Origin of the sequence: Streptomyces neyagawaensis (genome assembly GCF_023516595.1) — a bacterium.
GTDB lineage: Bacteria > Actinomycetota > Actinomycetes > Streptomycetales > Streptomycetaceae > Streptomyces > Streptomyces neyagawaensis.
The window spans coordinates 59,415-74,041 of sequence record NZ_JAMGBG010000001.1; the positions used below are offsets into that span (position 1 = coordinate 59,415).

The 14,627-nt window shown below is 68.9% G+C and carries 16 protein-coding genes; 7 read left to right on the forward strand and 9 right to left on the reverse strand.

Going from position 1 to position 14,627, the window contains the following annotated elements; genetic code table 11:
* Positions 1-246 precede the first annotated feature (246 nt).
* Positions 247-681, forward strand: coding sequence for a hypothetical protein (locus M8J73_RS00230; protein ID WP_055538535.1), 435 nt, complete (start codon positions 247-249; stop codon positions 679-681).
* Positions 682-798: 117 nt separating this feature from the next.
* Here the strand turns inward: M8J73_RS00230 and M8J73_RS00235 are convergent, their stop codons facing one another.
* Positions 799-969: a hypothetical protein gene (locus M8J73_RS00235; protein ID WP_157873125.1), complete on the reverse strand. Its 171-nt coding sequence runs from the start codon at positions 967-969 to the stop codon at positions 799-801.
* Positions 970-1,462: 493 nt separating this feature from the next.
* On the opposite strand from M8J73_RS00235, the gene M8J73_RS00240 reads away from it, so the two are divergent.
* Complete coding sequence (locus tag M8J73_RS00240; RefSeq protein WP_055538534.1) at positions 1,463-1,996, forward strand: hypothetical protein; 534 nt, start codon at positions 1,463-1,465, stop codon at positions 1,994-1,996.
* 21 nt (positions 1,997-2,017) lie between these two features.
* Here the strand turns inward: M8J73_RS00240 and M8J73_RS00245 are convergent, their stop codons facing one another.
* A complete protein-coding gene (locus M8J73_RS00245; protein ID WP_157873124.1) occupies positions 2,018-2,704 on the reverse strand; it encodes a hypothetical protein in 687 nt (228 codons plus the stop codon).
* A gap of 236 nt (positions 2,705-2,940) precedes the next feature.
* Here M8J73_RS00245 and M8J73_RS00250 point away from each other — a divergent pair, with 236 nt between their 5' ends.
* Positions 2,941-3,417, forward strand: coding sequence for a hypothetical protein (locus M8J73_RS00250; protein WP_055538532.1), 477 nt, complete (start codon positions 2,941-2,943; stop codon positions 3,415-3,417).
* A 557-nt stretch (positions 3,418-3,974) separates the two neighbouring features.
* Here the strand turns inward: M8J73_RS00250 and M8J73_RS00255 are convergent.
* Positions 3,975-4,616 (reverse strand): hypothetical protein, encoded by a 642-nt coding sequence (locus M8J73_RS00255; RefSeq protein WP_055538536.1) that lies wholly within the window; start codon positions 4,614-4,616, stop codon positions 3,975-3,977.
* A gap of 88 nt (positions 4,617-4,704) precedes the next feature.
* Positions 4,705-6,129, reverse strand: a complete 1,425-nt coding sequence (locus M8J73_RS00260) for an FG-GAP-like repeat-containing protein (RefSeq protein WP_249828076.1) — start codon at positions 6,127-6,129, stop codon at positions 4,705-4,707.
* A 122-nt stretch (positions 6,130-6,251) separates the two neighbouring features.
* Here M8J73_RS00260 and M8J73_RS00265 point away from each other — a divergent pair, with 122 nt between their 5' ends.
* The 3 genes from M8J73_RS00265 (at position 6,252) to M8J73_RS00275 (ending at position 7,795) form a co-directional block, all read left to right on the forward strand.
* A complete protein-coding gene (locus tag M8J73_RS00265; RefSeq protein ID WP_157873042.1) occupies positions 6,252-6,422 on the forward strand; it encodes a hypothetical protein in 171 nt (56 codons plus the stop codon).
* 69 nt (positions 6,423-6,491) lie between these two features.
* Positions 6,492-7,031 (forward strand): YrhB domain-containing protein, encoded by a 540-nt coding sequence (locus M8J73_RS00270; RefSeq protein WP_055537011.1) that lies wholly within the window; start codon positions 6,492-6,494, stop codon positions 7,029-7,031.
* A 368-nt stretch (positions 7,032-7,399) separates the two neighbouring features.
* Positions 7,400-7,795 carry a hypothetical protein gene (locus M8J73_RS00275; protein ID WP_055537010.1) on the forward strand — a complete coding sequence of 132 codons (396 nt, stop codon included), beginning with the start codon at positions 7,400-7,402 and terminating at the stop codon, positions 7,793-7,795.
* A gap of 66 nt (positions 7,796-7,861) precedes the next feature.
* On the opposite strand, the gene M8J73_RS00280 is transcribed toward M8J73_RS00275, so the two are convergent.
* From M8J73_RS00280 to M8J73_RS00300, 5 genes are all read right to left on the reverse strand, one after another.
* The gene (locus M8J73_RS00280; protein ID WP_055537009.1) at positions 7,862-8,131 is read right to left on the reverse strand and encodes a hypothetical protein; all 270 of its coding nucleotides are present in this window, start codon (positions 8,129-8,131) and stop codon (positions 7,862-7,864) included.
* 310 nt (positions 8,132-8,441) lie between these two features.
* Entirely contained in the window at positions 8,442-9,161 is a 720-nt protein-coding gene (locus M8J73_RS00285; protein WP_063799150.1) for a hypothetical protein, read from the reverse strand.
* Between the two features lie 225 nt (positions 9,162-9,386).
* Positions 9,387-10,318 (reverse strand): IS5 family transposase gene (locus M8J73_RS00290; RefSeq protein ID WP_372503864.1). Its coding sequence is split into 2 segments (ribosomal slippage): positions 9,387-9,938 and positions 9,941-10,318, totalling 930 coding nucleotides; the frame shifts between segments, so codons are not numbered across the junction.
* Positions 10,319-10,371: 53 nt separating this feature from the next.
* A complete protein-coding gene (locus tag M8J73_RS00295) occupies positions 10,372-11,892 on the reverse strand; it encodes a cellulose-binding domain-containing protein (protein WP_055537005.1) in 1,521 nt (506 codons plus the stop codon).
* Positions 11,893-12,105: 213 nt separating this feature from the next.
* Positions 12,106-13,440 carry a radical SAM protein gene (locus M8J73_RS00300; RefSeq protein WP_055537004.1) on the reverse strand — a complete coding sequence of 445 codons (1,335 nt, stop codon included), beginning with the start codon at positions 13,438-13,440 and terminating at the stop codon, positions 12,106-12,108.
* A gap of 741 nt (positions 13,441-14,181) precedes the next feature.
* On the opposite strand from M8J73_RS00300, the gene M8J73_RS00310 reads away from it, so the two are divergent.
* Positions 14,182-14,583: a hypothetical protein gene (locus M8J73_RS00310; protein ID WP_206187753.1), complete on the forward strand. Its 402-nt coding sequence runs from the start codon at positions 14,182-14,184 to the stop codon at positions 14,581-14,583.
* Positions 14,584-14,627: the final 44 nt, after the last annotated feature.

A 14,627-nucleotide genomic window follows, 5' to 3' on the forward strand; every position in this document is an offset into this window, starting at 1 on the left:
CTCCGGCCTCCGGCCACATCCTGGCCGGTGGTGTCGTATGCCGTATCCCGGCATGCCCGGCCCGCCGTTATGCCCGGCTTGTCGCTGCGCCCCCGTGCCCGGTCTGCGGGGCTGCGGGCCCGCCCAGCCCGCCGGCCTTGTCGGGCACGTGACTTGTCGGGCCCGCCCGGTTGATCCGTCCCGTCCCGCCCGGCTAGGACCTGTCCAGCCGATCAATGGTCGTTAACGGTCCGGCATGATGCCGGCGTGAGCATCATCGTCGAGTTCTTCGCGGCTGCGGATGACGCGTCAGCGGCTCTGGCTCTTCAGACCGGGCCGCCACCCGCATTCGAGTCGCTCTCCTTCGGCAACTTCGATCCCGAAGAGGCTGTGGTCGAGTGGGAGTGCCTGTTTACCGGCGTCAGCTTCGAGCAGCTCCTTGAAGCTGACGAGCCTCGTCTCGTCGCCGGCCAGGACGATGACGGCTGCGTCGTCTTCGCGATCTCGCCTCGCCTGTCCGCAGCGCTCGCCGAGGCCGAGCGGTCCGAGGTGAAGGATGCCGCCGTCGCATGGTCCGCTCAGCGGGCGGAGGACGGCGAGGTCATCGACCCGGAGATCGCCGAATTGATCCTGAGTGATCTGGCTGCTCTCGTCATCAGTGCCCGACGCCAGGGCCAGAACGTCTACTGCTGGGTCGCGTAGGAGTCCACGTTCGGAGCCAGATCGCAACGGACGCCGCAGCGGCGGTACTTCTACAGAGGGTCGTCCGGCTCGGTAATGACCTCCCGGTCGACGACCCACTTGCGGACGATCCGCCGTTCACCGCCTGTCCCCGTCGGCGACGAACTGGACGACCACGGCGGGGTCGTGGGCGTAGAGCCCGATCCACTCCTTGTAGGTCCTGCGGGCGACGACGGCGTTGTCCTCCCACTCGCCGGTGACAGCCGGGCCGCCCTCGGTGAACTGGACGATCGCCCGGTACAACGTCACTGCCCGGCCCCCTGTCCTCGGCGGCGGCGCCAGCCTCCACGGCGAACGGGCTCAGGGAGGGCGCCGCGACGTCCGGCGACAGCGCGGGAGCGACCCCCTTCAGGTCGAGGCACGTGATCGCGCGGCCGCACAGGGGCTCAGGGAAGGTCACCCCGCACAGGCCAATCGCATGCCAGCTTGGGGCCTGGGGCAGGGAACTCATGGCGCCACTCTACGAACCGGTCATCGCCCCCGCGCGCATGCCGTCGATTGAGCGCTGCCGCCGGGACGACGGTCACCGGAGGCCCCTGCGGACCGCGATGGCTCCGGAGGATGCAACAAGAAGGAGCCGCCGAACGCCACCAGCGCGGCCTCCGCACTCCTGCACGAGGTCACCGCCCCCGGCTCACTCAGAATGAGACCTGGGTCACTGCCGCAGTGCCCACCGCTGGGCTGTAGCACCGGCGCCACACAGCCATGATCGGAGCCCTTGCCGCTGTGGAAGGGACCCGAGATGCCTGTGCTCCGCCAGATCACCGCCTGCGCCGAGCCTGCCGCCCTTGTCCTCGTGCGCGCCGGCCGCCGACGCGGCCGCGCCGTGGACTACCGGATGGCCATGTGCCGTCGCCACCGCTGGCTCGCCGAACGCTCGGGCGGCCGCCGCAGCACGCCGGGACCTGCCGGCGGACGCTGCGGCACGGTGATGGACTACCGGACCTACGACGAGGTGCTCCGCTCCCACTACGAGCAGTGGCTCCGCCCCATGACCGGCTCCGTCATCGAAGACCACGGTGACGACGTCGCCGCCACGCTGCGCGCCGCACACGACTGGCTGGCCGGCGAGCACGTCGACGGGCCGACGCGGCCCCTGGTGCCGCCCGCGCGGTCCTTGATGCCGCTCGACGGCGTACGAGCGGCTCTGGACCAGGCGGCCCGGGCCACAGAAGCCCTAGCCGCCGGGCTAATGGAGGAACACCACGGCCAGGTCCACGTCCTAGCGGCGCTCGCCCTCGCGGAGACCCTCGATGCGCTCGGACGAGGGGCATAAGCACTTCTCGCTGCGCTGGGTCTACTTCGGCGCAGCGATCTCGGATGCCGTCGCCGTGGCCCGTCGACCCGCCTGAACCTGCTGAAGGCGCTTGATCGTGACAGCCAGTACGTCATGGGCGTCTGTCGGATCCGCGCCCGCGTCCTCCACACGCACTCGGGCGATCACGGTGCCGGACCTGCTGTAGCCGTAGACAGTCCCACTCGGACCATGGTGCGCGAGGAAGACCGACGCCTCTCCGACCCGACCGGCCGCGACAGCGGCCGTTTCGTCCCTGTCCGGCCACTGGTCGAAGGCCGCCTTCGCGTGCGCGGCCTTGTCGAACTGACAGACGTCCAGATCAATGCCCCGTGAGACGGTCGATCCCTGGTAGTCGTAGTCGCCGCTAGCCGCTCGCTGCCAACCGGCCGGCGCGGGGGCATCGAGCGGAGCACAGTCGTCGGGTTCTCCCGGCATGAGCTTGTTCAGACTGCCGGGGTAGTACCCGGGGACAACGTCCTCAGCGTCGGGAATCGCCTGAGTGAGTTCACCTCGGCTGAGCTCTTGTGTGAGCGGCACGTCGGTGTCGTCATTGAAGGACTGCGCCTCGCCGGCTTCGCTCGCTGACGGTGCCCCGGCAGGGGGCGGTGGCGCCTTGTCCGTAGAGCAGGCGGACAGCGTAAGACAGGCAAGAAGGGTTGCGGTGAGAGCGCGGTGACTCCATGTCATGTGATCAACCTAGCCTCGCAGCCATCACAGGACTCGACAAGATCCGAAAGAGACGCCCCAGGCCGCGGGCCTGCTCGACGCTCAAACAGACAGCGGCCAGCGCACCGCCGAGGCATGACTCCTGCCCCCGATGATCGCCCGCTCCGGGCCCGGCCGCCCTGGTTCCTCGCGGCGACGAGGGGACTGCCAAGTGCGGATGGCCGTGATGTCTGAGGCGCGTACTAGCGTGTGGTGCCATGGCTGACGTCTTCGAACTCATGCTCACGATGGATCTGGTCGGCGACATGTCGCAGGAGGAACTCTCCGAGCTCCGCTGGCACCTCGGACTGGGCACCGAGCCGAACGTCCTCCGCATCGTGACCGACTTTCCCGTCGTAGTAGAGGATGACCACGGAAAGCCTGTGATCGAGAACCAACCCGAGCCACTCCTGGCCCAGCACAGCCAGGCATCCAAGGTGGGTGGTTCCCTGGCCTCAGTCCTGGAACGCAGGCAGGACACCGAGGCGGACGCCTGGAGACTGACCAGCCGGCAGGAGATCCACCCCGACGACTTCGAGCGCGCCGGGCAGCTCCTCACCTGGCTCGCGACCAAGGCCGACGGACAACACCGGGGCCGCGACGGGCGGGTCACCTTGGGTTGGACCCGGTTCTACGAAGATCCCCAGCCCGAGCCGCTGGTGGTGCGTGACGGTGCAGTGATCTGGCCGTCGTAGCCGGGAGGCATGAACCTCGTGGCCCGGCTCACGGCCGGCACGTTCCCGCTGGCGCACCCCGTCCGGGAAGTCGGCGGGGGCCTGCTCCAGGCCCCGTGAGCGAGTCGCTGGAGCGGGAGAGAACACGGGTTCGCCGGCCCGGTCAAAGCGGTTTACTGAACCAGCTGCCGTGGCCCCGGGCTGCCCATGACTAAGCCGCGGCCCCTGGCCCACGCTGGTGCCGACCGTCCTCGGTGACCACGATGACCGGAGGGCACGGCGGGCAGGAGAACAACGCCTGAGACCTCGATCCACCGCCACCCCTGCTGCCATAGAGGCCGGTGATCGCGGTCCTCGGGGACGTCTGCTGTCGCACCACACCGGGTGCAGGTGATCACGTCGGCAGGGCGGGGCGAGGACATACACACACGGTACCGGCGAGCAGACGGTGCACGGCGGCCGCGTCCCGCTTACGCGCCGCTGCCCGGCCGCATCCGCAGTGAGAAGGGCATCCGTTGGGGCGGTCGTCCCCTCGCCGATGCCGCATGACCAGCCCGGCGACCTTGCCCGGCCGGGTCCTAGCAGTAGCCGTGCACCCTGGCGCCGGCAGGAGCGAGGTTGGGCCAGGGATGTCCTGCTCTGTCGGAGGCAGCGGACCGTAGGAGGTCCAGAATCGTGCACCCCGGGTAGCCCTGAAAACTCGCGTAGGCGCCGCGGTAGTAGCAGCTCCAGTAGCTCACGACCCGCCGTTGAGTGCGCGCGAAGAAGGCAGGGTTGTCTACGAGGAACTGTCCGTAAGCGAGGTGGCCGCAGGCGCCGGGCGTGGCGAGATCACGGAGCTCATCGCGGATGACGACCAGGATCTCCAAGACGTACTCGCCAACCAGCTGCACGACGAAGGGGACGACCCATGGGTCAGTGGAACCAACGACCTTCTCCAGGTGGCGCTGCCTGACCATGCCGTCGCAGTGCCTTGAGTACAGGCAGTGCAGAAGCTGTTGTTGGCGCGACGAAAGCGACGCCACCGCGTCAGTTGGCGGCTCGTCGTTGTAGAGGCGCCCGGGGATCAAAATTTGCTGGCCCTCGACAGCGACCGAGAACGAGGCATGCCGCTGGAGCCGAGAATCAGGCATCACTGCCAGGACTGCCTGGGCATCGCTTGCAAGCTCGGCTGGGAACGCCGTGATCAACGGATTGCTGCGGTCGGAAAGCTGCTGCACGAGCCGAGCATAGGCGGATGCGTCGGCCAGGTAGCCGGCGTTAATGGCCCCACACCCGCCCAACCCGGCGAAGGTATGCGTCAGAGCACTAGTTGGGCAGTTCGGCCCAGAAGTTGGCGAGGGAGGTGAGGTTCAGGTTGTTGGCGTCGAGGAGGAGGGAACCCTTGCCTGTGGGGCCCGAGGAGGTGCCGGGGAGGATGTGCAGACGGCCCGCTTCGGGGGCTGCGGCGATGAGTTCGGCCCGGCCGTCCCGGGTCAAGTCCCGCAGGAGGAGCGACTCCCCCAGCCAGGCGTCGTTGCGCTCGTTCGGTTCGCCCTCGACACCGGCCGTGGCGTAGTCGTACAGACGGGCGTTCTTGCCGGTGAGGCCCGACTTGCCGCCGCGCAGGACCGTGACACCGCCCATGCGGAAGAGGCTGTCGCCGATGGCCTCGCCCGGGGCGCCGATCGCGAGATCGGGGTAGCCATCGCCGTCGGTGTCGCCGGCCGACACGTCGCTGCCGAAGGTGTCGGAGGATTCAGGAGAGCCGGGCACTCCGGGCGTCGCCTGGGTGATCCGCCGGGGCGAGCGGCCGGGGCCGGTGGAGGTGCCGGGGAAGACGTACACCGTGCCGCCCTTGCCTGAGCGGCGGCTACCGAGCGCGAGGTCGCCGTAGCCGTTGCGGTCGAAGTCGGCGATGGTGGCGCTCGCTTGCGTCAGGAGGTTGGCACCGTCGGGCAGGGGCATCCTCTTGGTTCGCTTCGGGGCGCCGGGGCCGCCCTTGTAGAACCAGACGCCGTTGCCCTCCTTGCCGGAGCCGTGGGCGTCCCAGTCCCAGCCGAGCACGGCGAAGTCGGCTGTTCCGTCCTTGGTGACCTTCCCGGACACCACGGTGTACGACTCGATGTGGTCGCCGTGGGTCGGGTCGAGGTTGGTCGCCTTGCCGCGCTTGCCGGACTCGGTGAACGGGCCCCGCAGGTACCAGATGTTCCGGCCGTCGACCGCGACGACGTCCTGCTTGCCGTCCTTGTCGAAGTCACCGACGGCTAGGTCGTTCGCGAAGCCGCGGTCGCGGTACTGCGGGTTGCGGTGGGAACTGCCCCTGGTGAGACCGGACTTCGAGCCCCACAGGACGGTGAAGGTGCCGTTGTACCGGCCGTCGTTCTCGCCGGGAGCCGTCGCCAGGACGTCCGCGTAACCGTCCGAGTTCAGATCCGCCGTGGTGATGGTGGTACCGAAGTGGTCCGACGCCTCAGCGGCACCTGGAATGCCGGGGCTGTTCTGTGAGACGACCGTGCGTCGGGCCGGGTCGAGTCCCTTGGCCGTGCCCCAGATGACGATGACAGCGCCCGCCCGCTTCTTGCCGTCGATCGTGGCGCCACGGTCACCCATGGCGAGGTCGCGCCAGCCGTCGCCGTTGAAGTCGTCGGCGTGCTTGGCAGGGGCGGCGGTGGCCGGGGGCGCGGGGAGGGCCGGAACGGCTGTCAGGAGGGCGGTGGTCAGGACGGTCAGGGGGAGCGTGCGCTTGCGCAAGGTGAGGGACTCCGTGGCGAGGGTGGGAGGGCCGGCGTCCAAGCAGACACGGGCCCCGGACCGGATTCTCTGGCTGTCAGGGAGGTTGCCGAACAGGAGACTGATGAAGTGGCAGGAGGGTTGTGCGGAAGCCCCCGGGAAACTTCGGGGCCGTTGCCGCCCATACAGCAGCACCTGAGATAGCGCCCGAGGCGGCCCGGCTGACCAAGGGCAAGGCGCGTCCGGACGGGGCGGCTCCCGGCGACGAGGCCTTCAACAGCGAGGGCTGGACCGCGATCCGGGAGGCTGCATGAGACGTATGGCTACCTGAAGGCGTCCTTTCGTGATTGCCCACTCGGGTAGGTGGGGTGGATGCTGCCTGAATGATCGACCGTGAGTTCGCCGTCCGGCTCGTGGAGGCGCAGCTGGAGCGTGAGTCGCCGGGGCAACTGCGAGTGACGGATGTCAGGGAGCACGAACTGGTGTGGGTTGTCTCCTACCAGTCGGCGGAGTACCTGCGGACGGGAGACCCCTCTCGGATGCTGGTGGGTGGTGGCCCGTTTCTCGTCGATCGCATTGACGGCGGGCTGCACTCCATCGGTGGGCTGTCCGCGCACACCGGCGCGTGGGAAGACGACTACCGGACCCGCATCCGCAAGACGGCCACACGAACAGTGGTGGACGACCTGCACGACGAGCTACGCCGCACGGCGGCAACACGCGGGCGGATCTTCGCCATGCATGTGCTGCGGAAGAAGGTTCCGGTGCTTGCCCACGCGGAGGTCATTGAATACGTCAATGCTGTGCAGAGCGGCTCAGCACCGGCCCATCTCTTGGCTATCTCCACTGCGGCCCTCGTCCCCCAACTGGACCCCGTCCTCGGCGTGCGCACCATCCAGCCAGGACAACACACCACCGGCTGAGCTCAAGCCGTCAGCTGGTAGTCCGGAGAATCGTCGGCGGCGACCCGCGCGGCGACCTTGGGCCGGTGCTGCGCCAGCCCCGGGCGACGCCGCGTCGCCGCGCTCGCCCATGTAGGCGGTGGTGGTGACCTCCGTGTCGACCCCGGCATCCCTGAGGAGCTATGAGGCGCAACTCCCGTACAACCCAGGCTCTGTTTCCCGCATCAAAATCAGCGACTACACACAGGTCCACCTTCGACCAAAGGGAAGGCATGCGTGGTATGCGCCGGATTCTCCATGTGGGAGCAACCGCCCTCGCGCTCGCGGCAGGGCTCGTAGCCGGTTCTTCCGGGACATCACAGGCAGCGGCGTCGGACTGCGCGGGAGGCGTGAACGGCTTCACCGACATTCCCGACAGTCTCAGCGGCCGCGGCGTGGCGGGGGCGGGAGCAGTGATAGCCAACTTCGGCGGCAGGCCGTGGGCCATCGCCTCGTACGAGATGCACACCGGCACTGTCGGGGGCCGACAGATGGGGTGGGGTGTTCTGAGCACCAGCTCCAGCACGTGGGGCCCCAGTGCCATGGGAAGGGTCTGGATGGACGTCACCAACGACGGCAAGAAGTCGTGGATCCAGTGCGGCCCGTTCGATACAACTGCGCGCGGCGCCAGGATCACAACCCCGGCCTACCCGACCAGCAACTCGGCGAGTCGGGCCTTCCGCGTCTGCGCGCAGGTGAGCAGCGTTTCCCCCCAGAGCGACATCCTCTGCACGCCGTGGTGGTAGTCCACGACGCTTGGGAACAGGACCTGTCCGCAAGCCCTCTCGACAGTTGAGCAGGTCCCTTCAGGTCTACAGTGACCGGAGCGCGGCAGCGCAGTCGGGGCGCTCCCACTGCCGCATGTTGGGCGGGAACCAAGGCGCTTCTGGTCCAGCGGGTTGGTAGTTCACCCGTTCCATGTCCAGGGTTGGCTTGCCGCAGAACGTCCGGTCGTCCGCATCGGCCGGTGTGTCCGGGTCGGCCGGGGCGGCGTGAACAGCCTCGATGTACCCGACCGGGTCGCCGGGACCGAAGTCCTCCGACAGTTCCTTGCGTAGCTCGCGCAGCACCACGATCGCCATGTGGCCACTGTCGGCGCTCACCGCAGCCGCCGCATCCCGGGGGCGTCGTCCAACATGGAAAGCCCGCACGGCGCGTACCCGTCGGGCCCTCGGTGTTCCTCCGGTCGCCAACGGGCAGCGCTCAGCGGGGGGGTTGCCTTGGTGGCATCCCGGAAGGCCGGCAGCCAACCCTTGCGTCGCCACCATCTGCGGGTTGATGCCGCCGTCCAGGTTCAGGAGCGCGTCCAGGATGTGCAGGGAATCACGCGGGGTGCCCGGGACGACCATCTGCCCGATGCCGGCGACCTGGTCGTTTAATGGCGGGAGGGGGTTATTCCGACCGTGCACGATTCCCTCTGCTGATCTCGGGGTCGGTGCGATTGGCGCTCTGCAAGCGGCGGGCAGATCCCTCCGGGGTGAAGGTGAAGCCGTCCGTGAACAGGGTGCCGCCGTGCCGGAAGGCCCAGAGAACGGGTTCGGCATGGACGGAGGCCGACGACGAGCTTGGATCCGCCGTGAAGCTGTTCCAGAGGTGGAAGCAGAGCAGGGTGTCGTCGCGTTGGTCGGTCGCGTAGGCCAGCGTCTTGGGGTAGTTGGGGTTGTTTCCCCCGAAGAGGACCGAGGGCGGGCCGAACGCCGTGACAACGTCGCTGAGGAGACGGTCCTTGCGGCACCAGGTCTCGCTGACGCGACGGATCTCGTGGTGCTCGGCCGAGGTGAGGGTCCGGTCGAGTTGCAGCCATCCCTGGCGGTGTGCGATCTCGGCGTAGACCGAGGCCACGGCGCCCTCGTGTGCATCCCCCCAGAGATCTTGAAAGGCTCCGCGCACGCCGGTGGAGGAGGATCCTCGGCGGGTTTGCAGGTCCTTCAGTTCCTGCTGCCAGGCCTGCTCGGAGGCGTCCGCGAACGCCACCGCGTCGAGGTAGAGCCTGATCGCGGTCTCACCGCCGTACATTCCTGGGCGGCGCAGGGCGCCGTTCAGGTGCGTGACCAGGTAGTCGAGCACTTCTTGGGCTGTGCGCCCGTCGTTGCGTCCAGTCGGCTCGGTCATCGTCTGCCTTCATGTTGATCCTCGGCGCGTGCTGCGAGGCACTCGGCCCAGTCGCGTCGGGTATCTCGGGTGCGGATCGATTGTCCGGCATGTGAGGTACGTGGTGGCTTACAGACTTCTCTGACGATTACCTGAGGGTTGTTCAGGCATGTGCGGCATGTTCGCGATGTGTACGCGCAGGGCTCTTCGGTTCGGAGGTACCGAAGTTAGGACTTGTCCGGCCGATCATGAACGGAGCCAGATGGCGAGGACTGCGGCAGTCGCAGTTCCGAGGAAGACATAGCCGCGCTTGTCGTAGCGGGTGGCCACGGCTCGGGAGTGCTTGAGCCGGTTGATCGCCCGTTCGACGGTGTTGCGTTTCTTGTACCGCTCTTCGTCGAAGCCAGGCAGTCGTCCGCCGCGTGACCCTTTGCGCAGGCGGGCGGCCTGGCTGTCGGTCTTATCCGGAATCGTGTGCCGGATGCCCCGGCGCCGCAGATACTCGCGGCACGGGCCGTTGCTGTAAGCCTTGTCCGCCGCGAGGCTGTCAGGCTTCCTGCGTGGCCTGCCCGGCCCGATCCGCGGGACGCGGATCTTCTCCAGCACAGGCGTGAACTGTGTGCAGTCCGCCCGCTGTCCCGGTGTGACGATCAGGGACAGCGGGCGGCAGCGGCCGTCCGCGCTCAGATGGAGCTTGGTGGTGAACCCGCCGCGCGAGCGGCCCAGGCCCTCACCTCCTGCACCACCTCCACCAGGCGGGCGACGAGGCTCTGCCACGGCGTTTCGCCCTGGTGTTCTACCGCAGCGTCCCCCTTTGACGCAGGCGCCGGCGGCGGTTCGGTGCGGGCACCGGCGGCGTACTGATGTGCCCGCACGATGGTGGAGTCGACCGAGATGTCCCAGTCGATCTCCCCAGCTGCGTCGGCCTCGGCCTGGACCTGCTGGAGCAGGCGTTCCCAGGTTCCGTCGGCCGACCACAGGCGGTGGCGTTCGTAGACGGTCTTCCACGGGCCGAACCGTTCCGGCAGGTCACGCCACTGAACGCCGGTCCGAACCCGGTGCAGAATCCCGTCGATCACCTGCCGATGATCCCGCCACCTGCCGCAACGCCTGTTGCTGACCGGCAGGAACGGCCGCAGCCGTTCCCACTCGGCATCGCTCAAATCGCCCCGCCCCATGTCCACATCAACGACCCGGACGCGGAGTAGTCACATGATCGTCCGGACAAGTCCTAGTCGGCCGTCCTGCAGGGGCGGCCGTTGAGGGTGAAGTCGTCGGGGACCGTGTTGGCGTCGCTCTCCCAGGCGCCGAGGAAGCCGACGCCGAACGTGCCGCCCTTGGCGACCGTCTTGTTGTAGTCGGCGGCGGTGGCCGTGACGCGGGAGCCGTTCTGGTCGAAGGTGCCGTCCCACATCTGGGTGACGCGCTGGCCGCCCTCGTAGGACCAGCCGATGCGCCAGCCGTCGAGGGCCTTGGTGGTGGTGACGGTGACGGTGGCCTGGAAGCCGCCCGGCCATTCGTTGTCGACCTGGTAGCGGACGTGGCAGGTCACGGAGGACGGCTTGGTGGGCTCGACCGGCTCGCGCGACACCTTGGCCGGCGTCGAAGAGTCGCCCTGGGGCTTCTCGTTGCTGTTGCCACCCTCGCCGTCGCCGTCGTCGTCGGTGCCGGTCTCCTGCGGGCGAGTCGTGCTCTGCAGTCCGGTCGAATCGCCGGACGGGCTGGGCTGGGCCTGTGGGAAGGAGGGGTCCCGCTGGACCACCGGTGACTCGCTCGTCCTGCCGCCCTCGGCCGCGGCCGTGTCGTCGTCGCCGAACTGCATCAGGGAGACAGCGAGTGCCAGCACCGAGACGACGGCGGCGCCTACCAGCATCCCGGTGCGGCCGATCCTCGGGCGGGGTTCCTTGCCCGGGGAGAGTCCCCGGTCGGTGCCGGTGGAGTCGGCGCGGCCGGGCAGGAGCCCCGCCTCGGCGGCGCGGCGGCGGCGCTCCAGGTAGGCGAGTCCGCCCCAGCCGATGACTCCGCCGGCGAGGGCGGCGGGCAGTCCGCCGCCGTGCAGGCCGAGGCAGGCGGCCGCCTCGGCGCACTCCACGCAGGTGGCGAGGTGCCGGGAGAGGTCGTCGGGGGTGTCCGTGCCGGGCGAGCGGGTGACCGCGTCCAGCAGCCGTGCGTAGCTGCGGCAGTCGGCGTCCATGGGGGTGTCGGCCAGGTTGCGCTGGCACCGGTCGCGGAACAGGCCCCGCACCTGGTCGAGTTCGGCGCGGGCGACGGCCGGGTCCAGGCCGAGCCGGCGGGCCACCGAGGTCAGCGGCAGCGCCTCGACCTCGGCCAGCCACAGCAGCGCCGCGTCGGGCTCCTGCATGTCCCTGAGGGCGCGCAGGGCGAGGGGGCGGTGCAACGGCGGACCGGCGTAGCGGAACGCCTTGTCCGAGTTGAGCCACAGTCGCAGGTCGGGGTCGAGCCGGTGGCCCTGCCCGCCCGACTCCCAGGTGGCGGCGGTGGTCCTGACCCAGGTCAGGAGGAAGGGTATGCGGGGCAGGCGCAGGGCACGCCGTCCCGCACCGCGGCCGACGCCCGCCTCGAACTCCAGGACGTCGACCTCCCGCATGCCGCTGCTGAAGGCCTGGGTGGCCAGTTGGGTCGCCACGTTGGAGCCGGAGGTGCACAGATCGGCGTACGACAGGACCGCGTCCCAGCACTCCGAGAACAGCGCGGCTTCGACGGCGTCCTGGGGCTTCGGCAGGTCGGGCATGGGTCTCCTGCATCCACAGAGCGAGGGGGAAGCCCACCAGAAAGGTCAACCGGCCCTTGAGCCAAGGGAGTTGTGGGGACCACCTGGTGGCGGCCCCGAGCTTTTCACGCTTCCCGCACAACTGACAAGCCGCGTGTTCAGATGTGCCGAACGTCGGTTTCCGCTATGGAGTTGTACGTATGGGAGTCCTGTTCGACTCACCGGTCACGGAAGTTACTTGACTGTAACCTCTTCGGTGGTCTCCTCCGCCGCCGGGAGGCTGTCCATGAAGGAGCTGACCGAGAACACCGCGTTACCGGGGCCGGGCGGGCCGTAACCGGGGGGCGAGGACAGACCGAAGTCGTCCATCGTGGCGCGGTACGCCTCCAGGAGCCTGATGTGGTACTCCAGCGGCGCGCCCTGCGGGTTGGCCTTGCCGAGCGGGGTGGTGGGCTCCGGGCACCAGGTGGTGAAGCGGGGCGTGATGCCGTGCGACATGAAGAAACGCAGACCCTCGGTGGTCGAGGCGATCGCCTCGTCGACCGTCTTGAACCCGAAGGGCTCGGCCATCTCCACGCCCGCCACGAAGTTGGGGATCACATTGCGCGCGCCGAAGACATCGGCCGAGTCCAGAATCCGCTTGTGCCACTCGTCGCGGCCGACGTAGCGCTCCTTGCCCGGGCAGTACATCTTGAAGAGGTACTCGTCCCACACCTCGTAGTTGGGGTGGTAGATCTTCACTCCGTAGTCGTGGAAGCGCTTGACGTCGTCGAGTGGCAGCGCCTGCGCGACGACCTTGCCGATCCACCGGTTCGGGAAGCGCTCCTCGATGGCCTTGGCGTAGTGGCCGTAGAAGTCGGCCTCGTCGCGTCCGGCGACCGTCTTGGTGATCGCGCCGCCGGTGAGGGTGTACGCGGTGGAGGTCTTCGCCGTGTCGTACCGGTCGATGATCTCCAGGGCCTCCAGGACCTCGTCGACGTCCTTCACACCCGTGTACGGTCGCCCGGCCGCCTTGTGCTGGCGCCAGTTGTGGTTGATGTCGCAGTACTGGCACTCCTCCTTGGCGCCGAAGTACTGGCAGACGCGGAACACCGTCAGGTAGATGAGGTAGCCCCACTGGATGGTGGGGGCCACCTCCATCACGGACTTCCCGTTGGAGAGGGTGTGCCGGTAGTACTCGGGCATCGGCGGCACGCCGACGTCCGCGATGCGGCGGCCGTCGAGGTAGAGGCCGAGGAGGCCGTCGGCGTCCGCCGCGACCCGGTACGGCGACGACGGGTTGACCCGTACGGACACGACGGTGCGCCGCAGGTCGTAGGGGCCACCGGTGAGGATGATCTCCTCGGGCGGGCGGCGCAGGGCGGCCTCGCCCAGTTCGGGCAGGGTGCCGTGGTCGAAGGAGAAGATGAAGTACGACTTCGGCTTGACCTCGCCGTTCTCGTTGTCACTGAGGGCGGAGGCGTCGAAGGCCACGCCACCCCTGAGCAGGTCCTCCTTGAAGACGGCTTCCCGTGGCACGTGCGGGAACCTCTCCATCAGGTCCTCCACCAGCGCGGTGCGGCTGCCCATGCCGTTTCTCCTCTCGTTCGACTCCTCACGGTATGCCTCCGGCCCGGCGGAGGTGGGAGCGGGGCCCCCGAGCGGGTCGCGCGGCGGCCCCCGGGGCGGCCACGGGACCGGCGGTGGTCTCGCGCAGCGGGGCTCGCATCCGGTGGGCGTCGACGTGGTCGAGCCGGTCCAGGACGGCCGTGCGGTGGTGGTCGGCGCAGCGCCGCCCGCCGGTCGTCCGCCGGGTCGAGTTCCCCGGTCAGCTCGGTCGCGTAGGCACGCAGCAGGTCGTGCGCCGTGTGGCGCCCCGGCCGATGCTGCTCCAGCAGGTGCGCGGGGGGCTCCCCGAGGAGCGTCCGGGCCTCGTCGTGCGGGACGCCCGCCAGGGCCGCGACGCCGGGGGTGATGTCGGGGCCGGTGTGCGGTCCCAGCAGCCGGAACAGCCGGGCGGCCGGGGGTGTGACGCGCCGGTAGGACCAGGAGAACACGTGCGTACGTCGGTGGCGGGGTCGTCCTCCGCGAAGGCGTCCAGGCGGTGCCCGCGGGGCCCCGAACCGCTCTCGCGCAGTTCGCGGGCGGACGTGGCGAGCGGGAGGCCGGGGGTCGTGGCGGCGCGGGCGGCCATGATCGACAGGGCGAGCGGCAGCCGGGCGCAGCGCGTGATGATCTCGGGGAATCGAGTCTGGTAGGCCCGCATGGTCAGGAGTCGCGTATTCGCCGTAGCCGTCGGTCGATCGTCACCCTGTGTCGGTGCTCTGCGGCATGATGACCGGCGTGAACACCGGGATGCTGATAGACGTCTGGCAGCGGCTCCTCGCCGACCCTCGCACGTCGTGGGTGCTGTTCGAGCACGGCACTTGTGTCGTGCTGACCGCTCCGGAAGGGGGGCTCGCTGAACAGGCCACCGACCTCCTGAGGAAGTTCGGCCCGGCGCATGCCGGGTCTCCGGCAGGAGACTTCGGGGTGATCGATCTCAAGGACGTCGAGGGATGGGTCGTCACCGGCCATCACGACGACGTTCTTACCTATGTCGGCCCCGATGAGCCTCAGGATCAATCGCAGATTGCTGTCGGGCTGTTCGGACGTTCCAAGCGCCACCGGGACGGCACCGAGCTTCACGTCGTCCATGTCGAGGACAAACGAGGCTCAGCGGCTCCGGCGTGAGTACCGGATGATCACGGGATGCGGCCGGGTTGCCGCCGGATGCC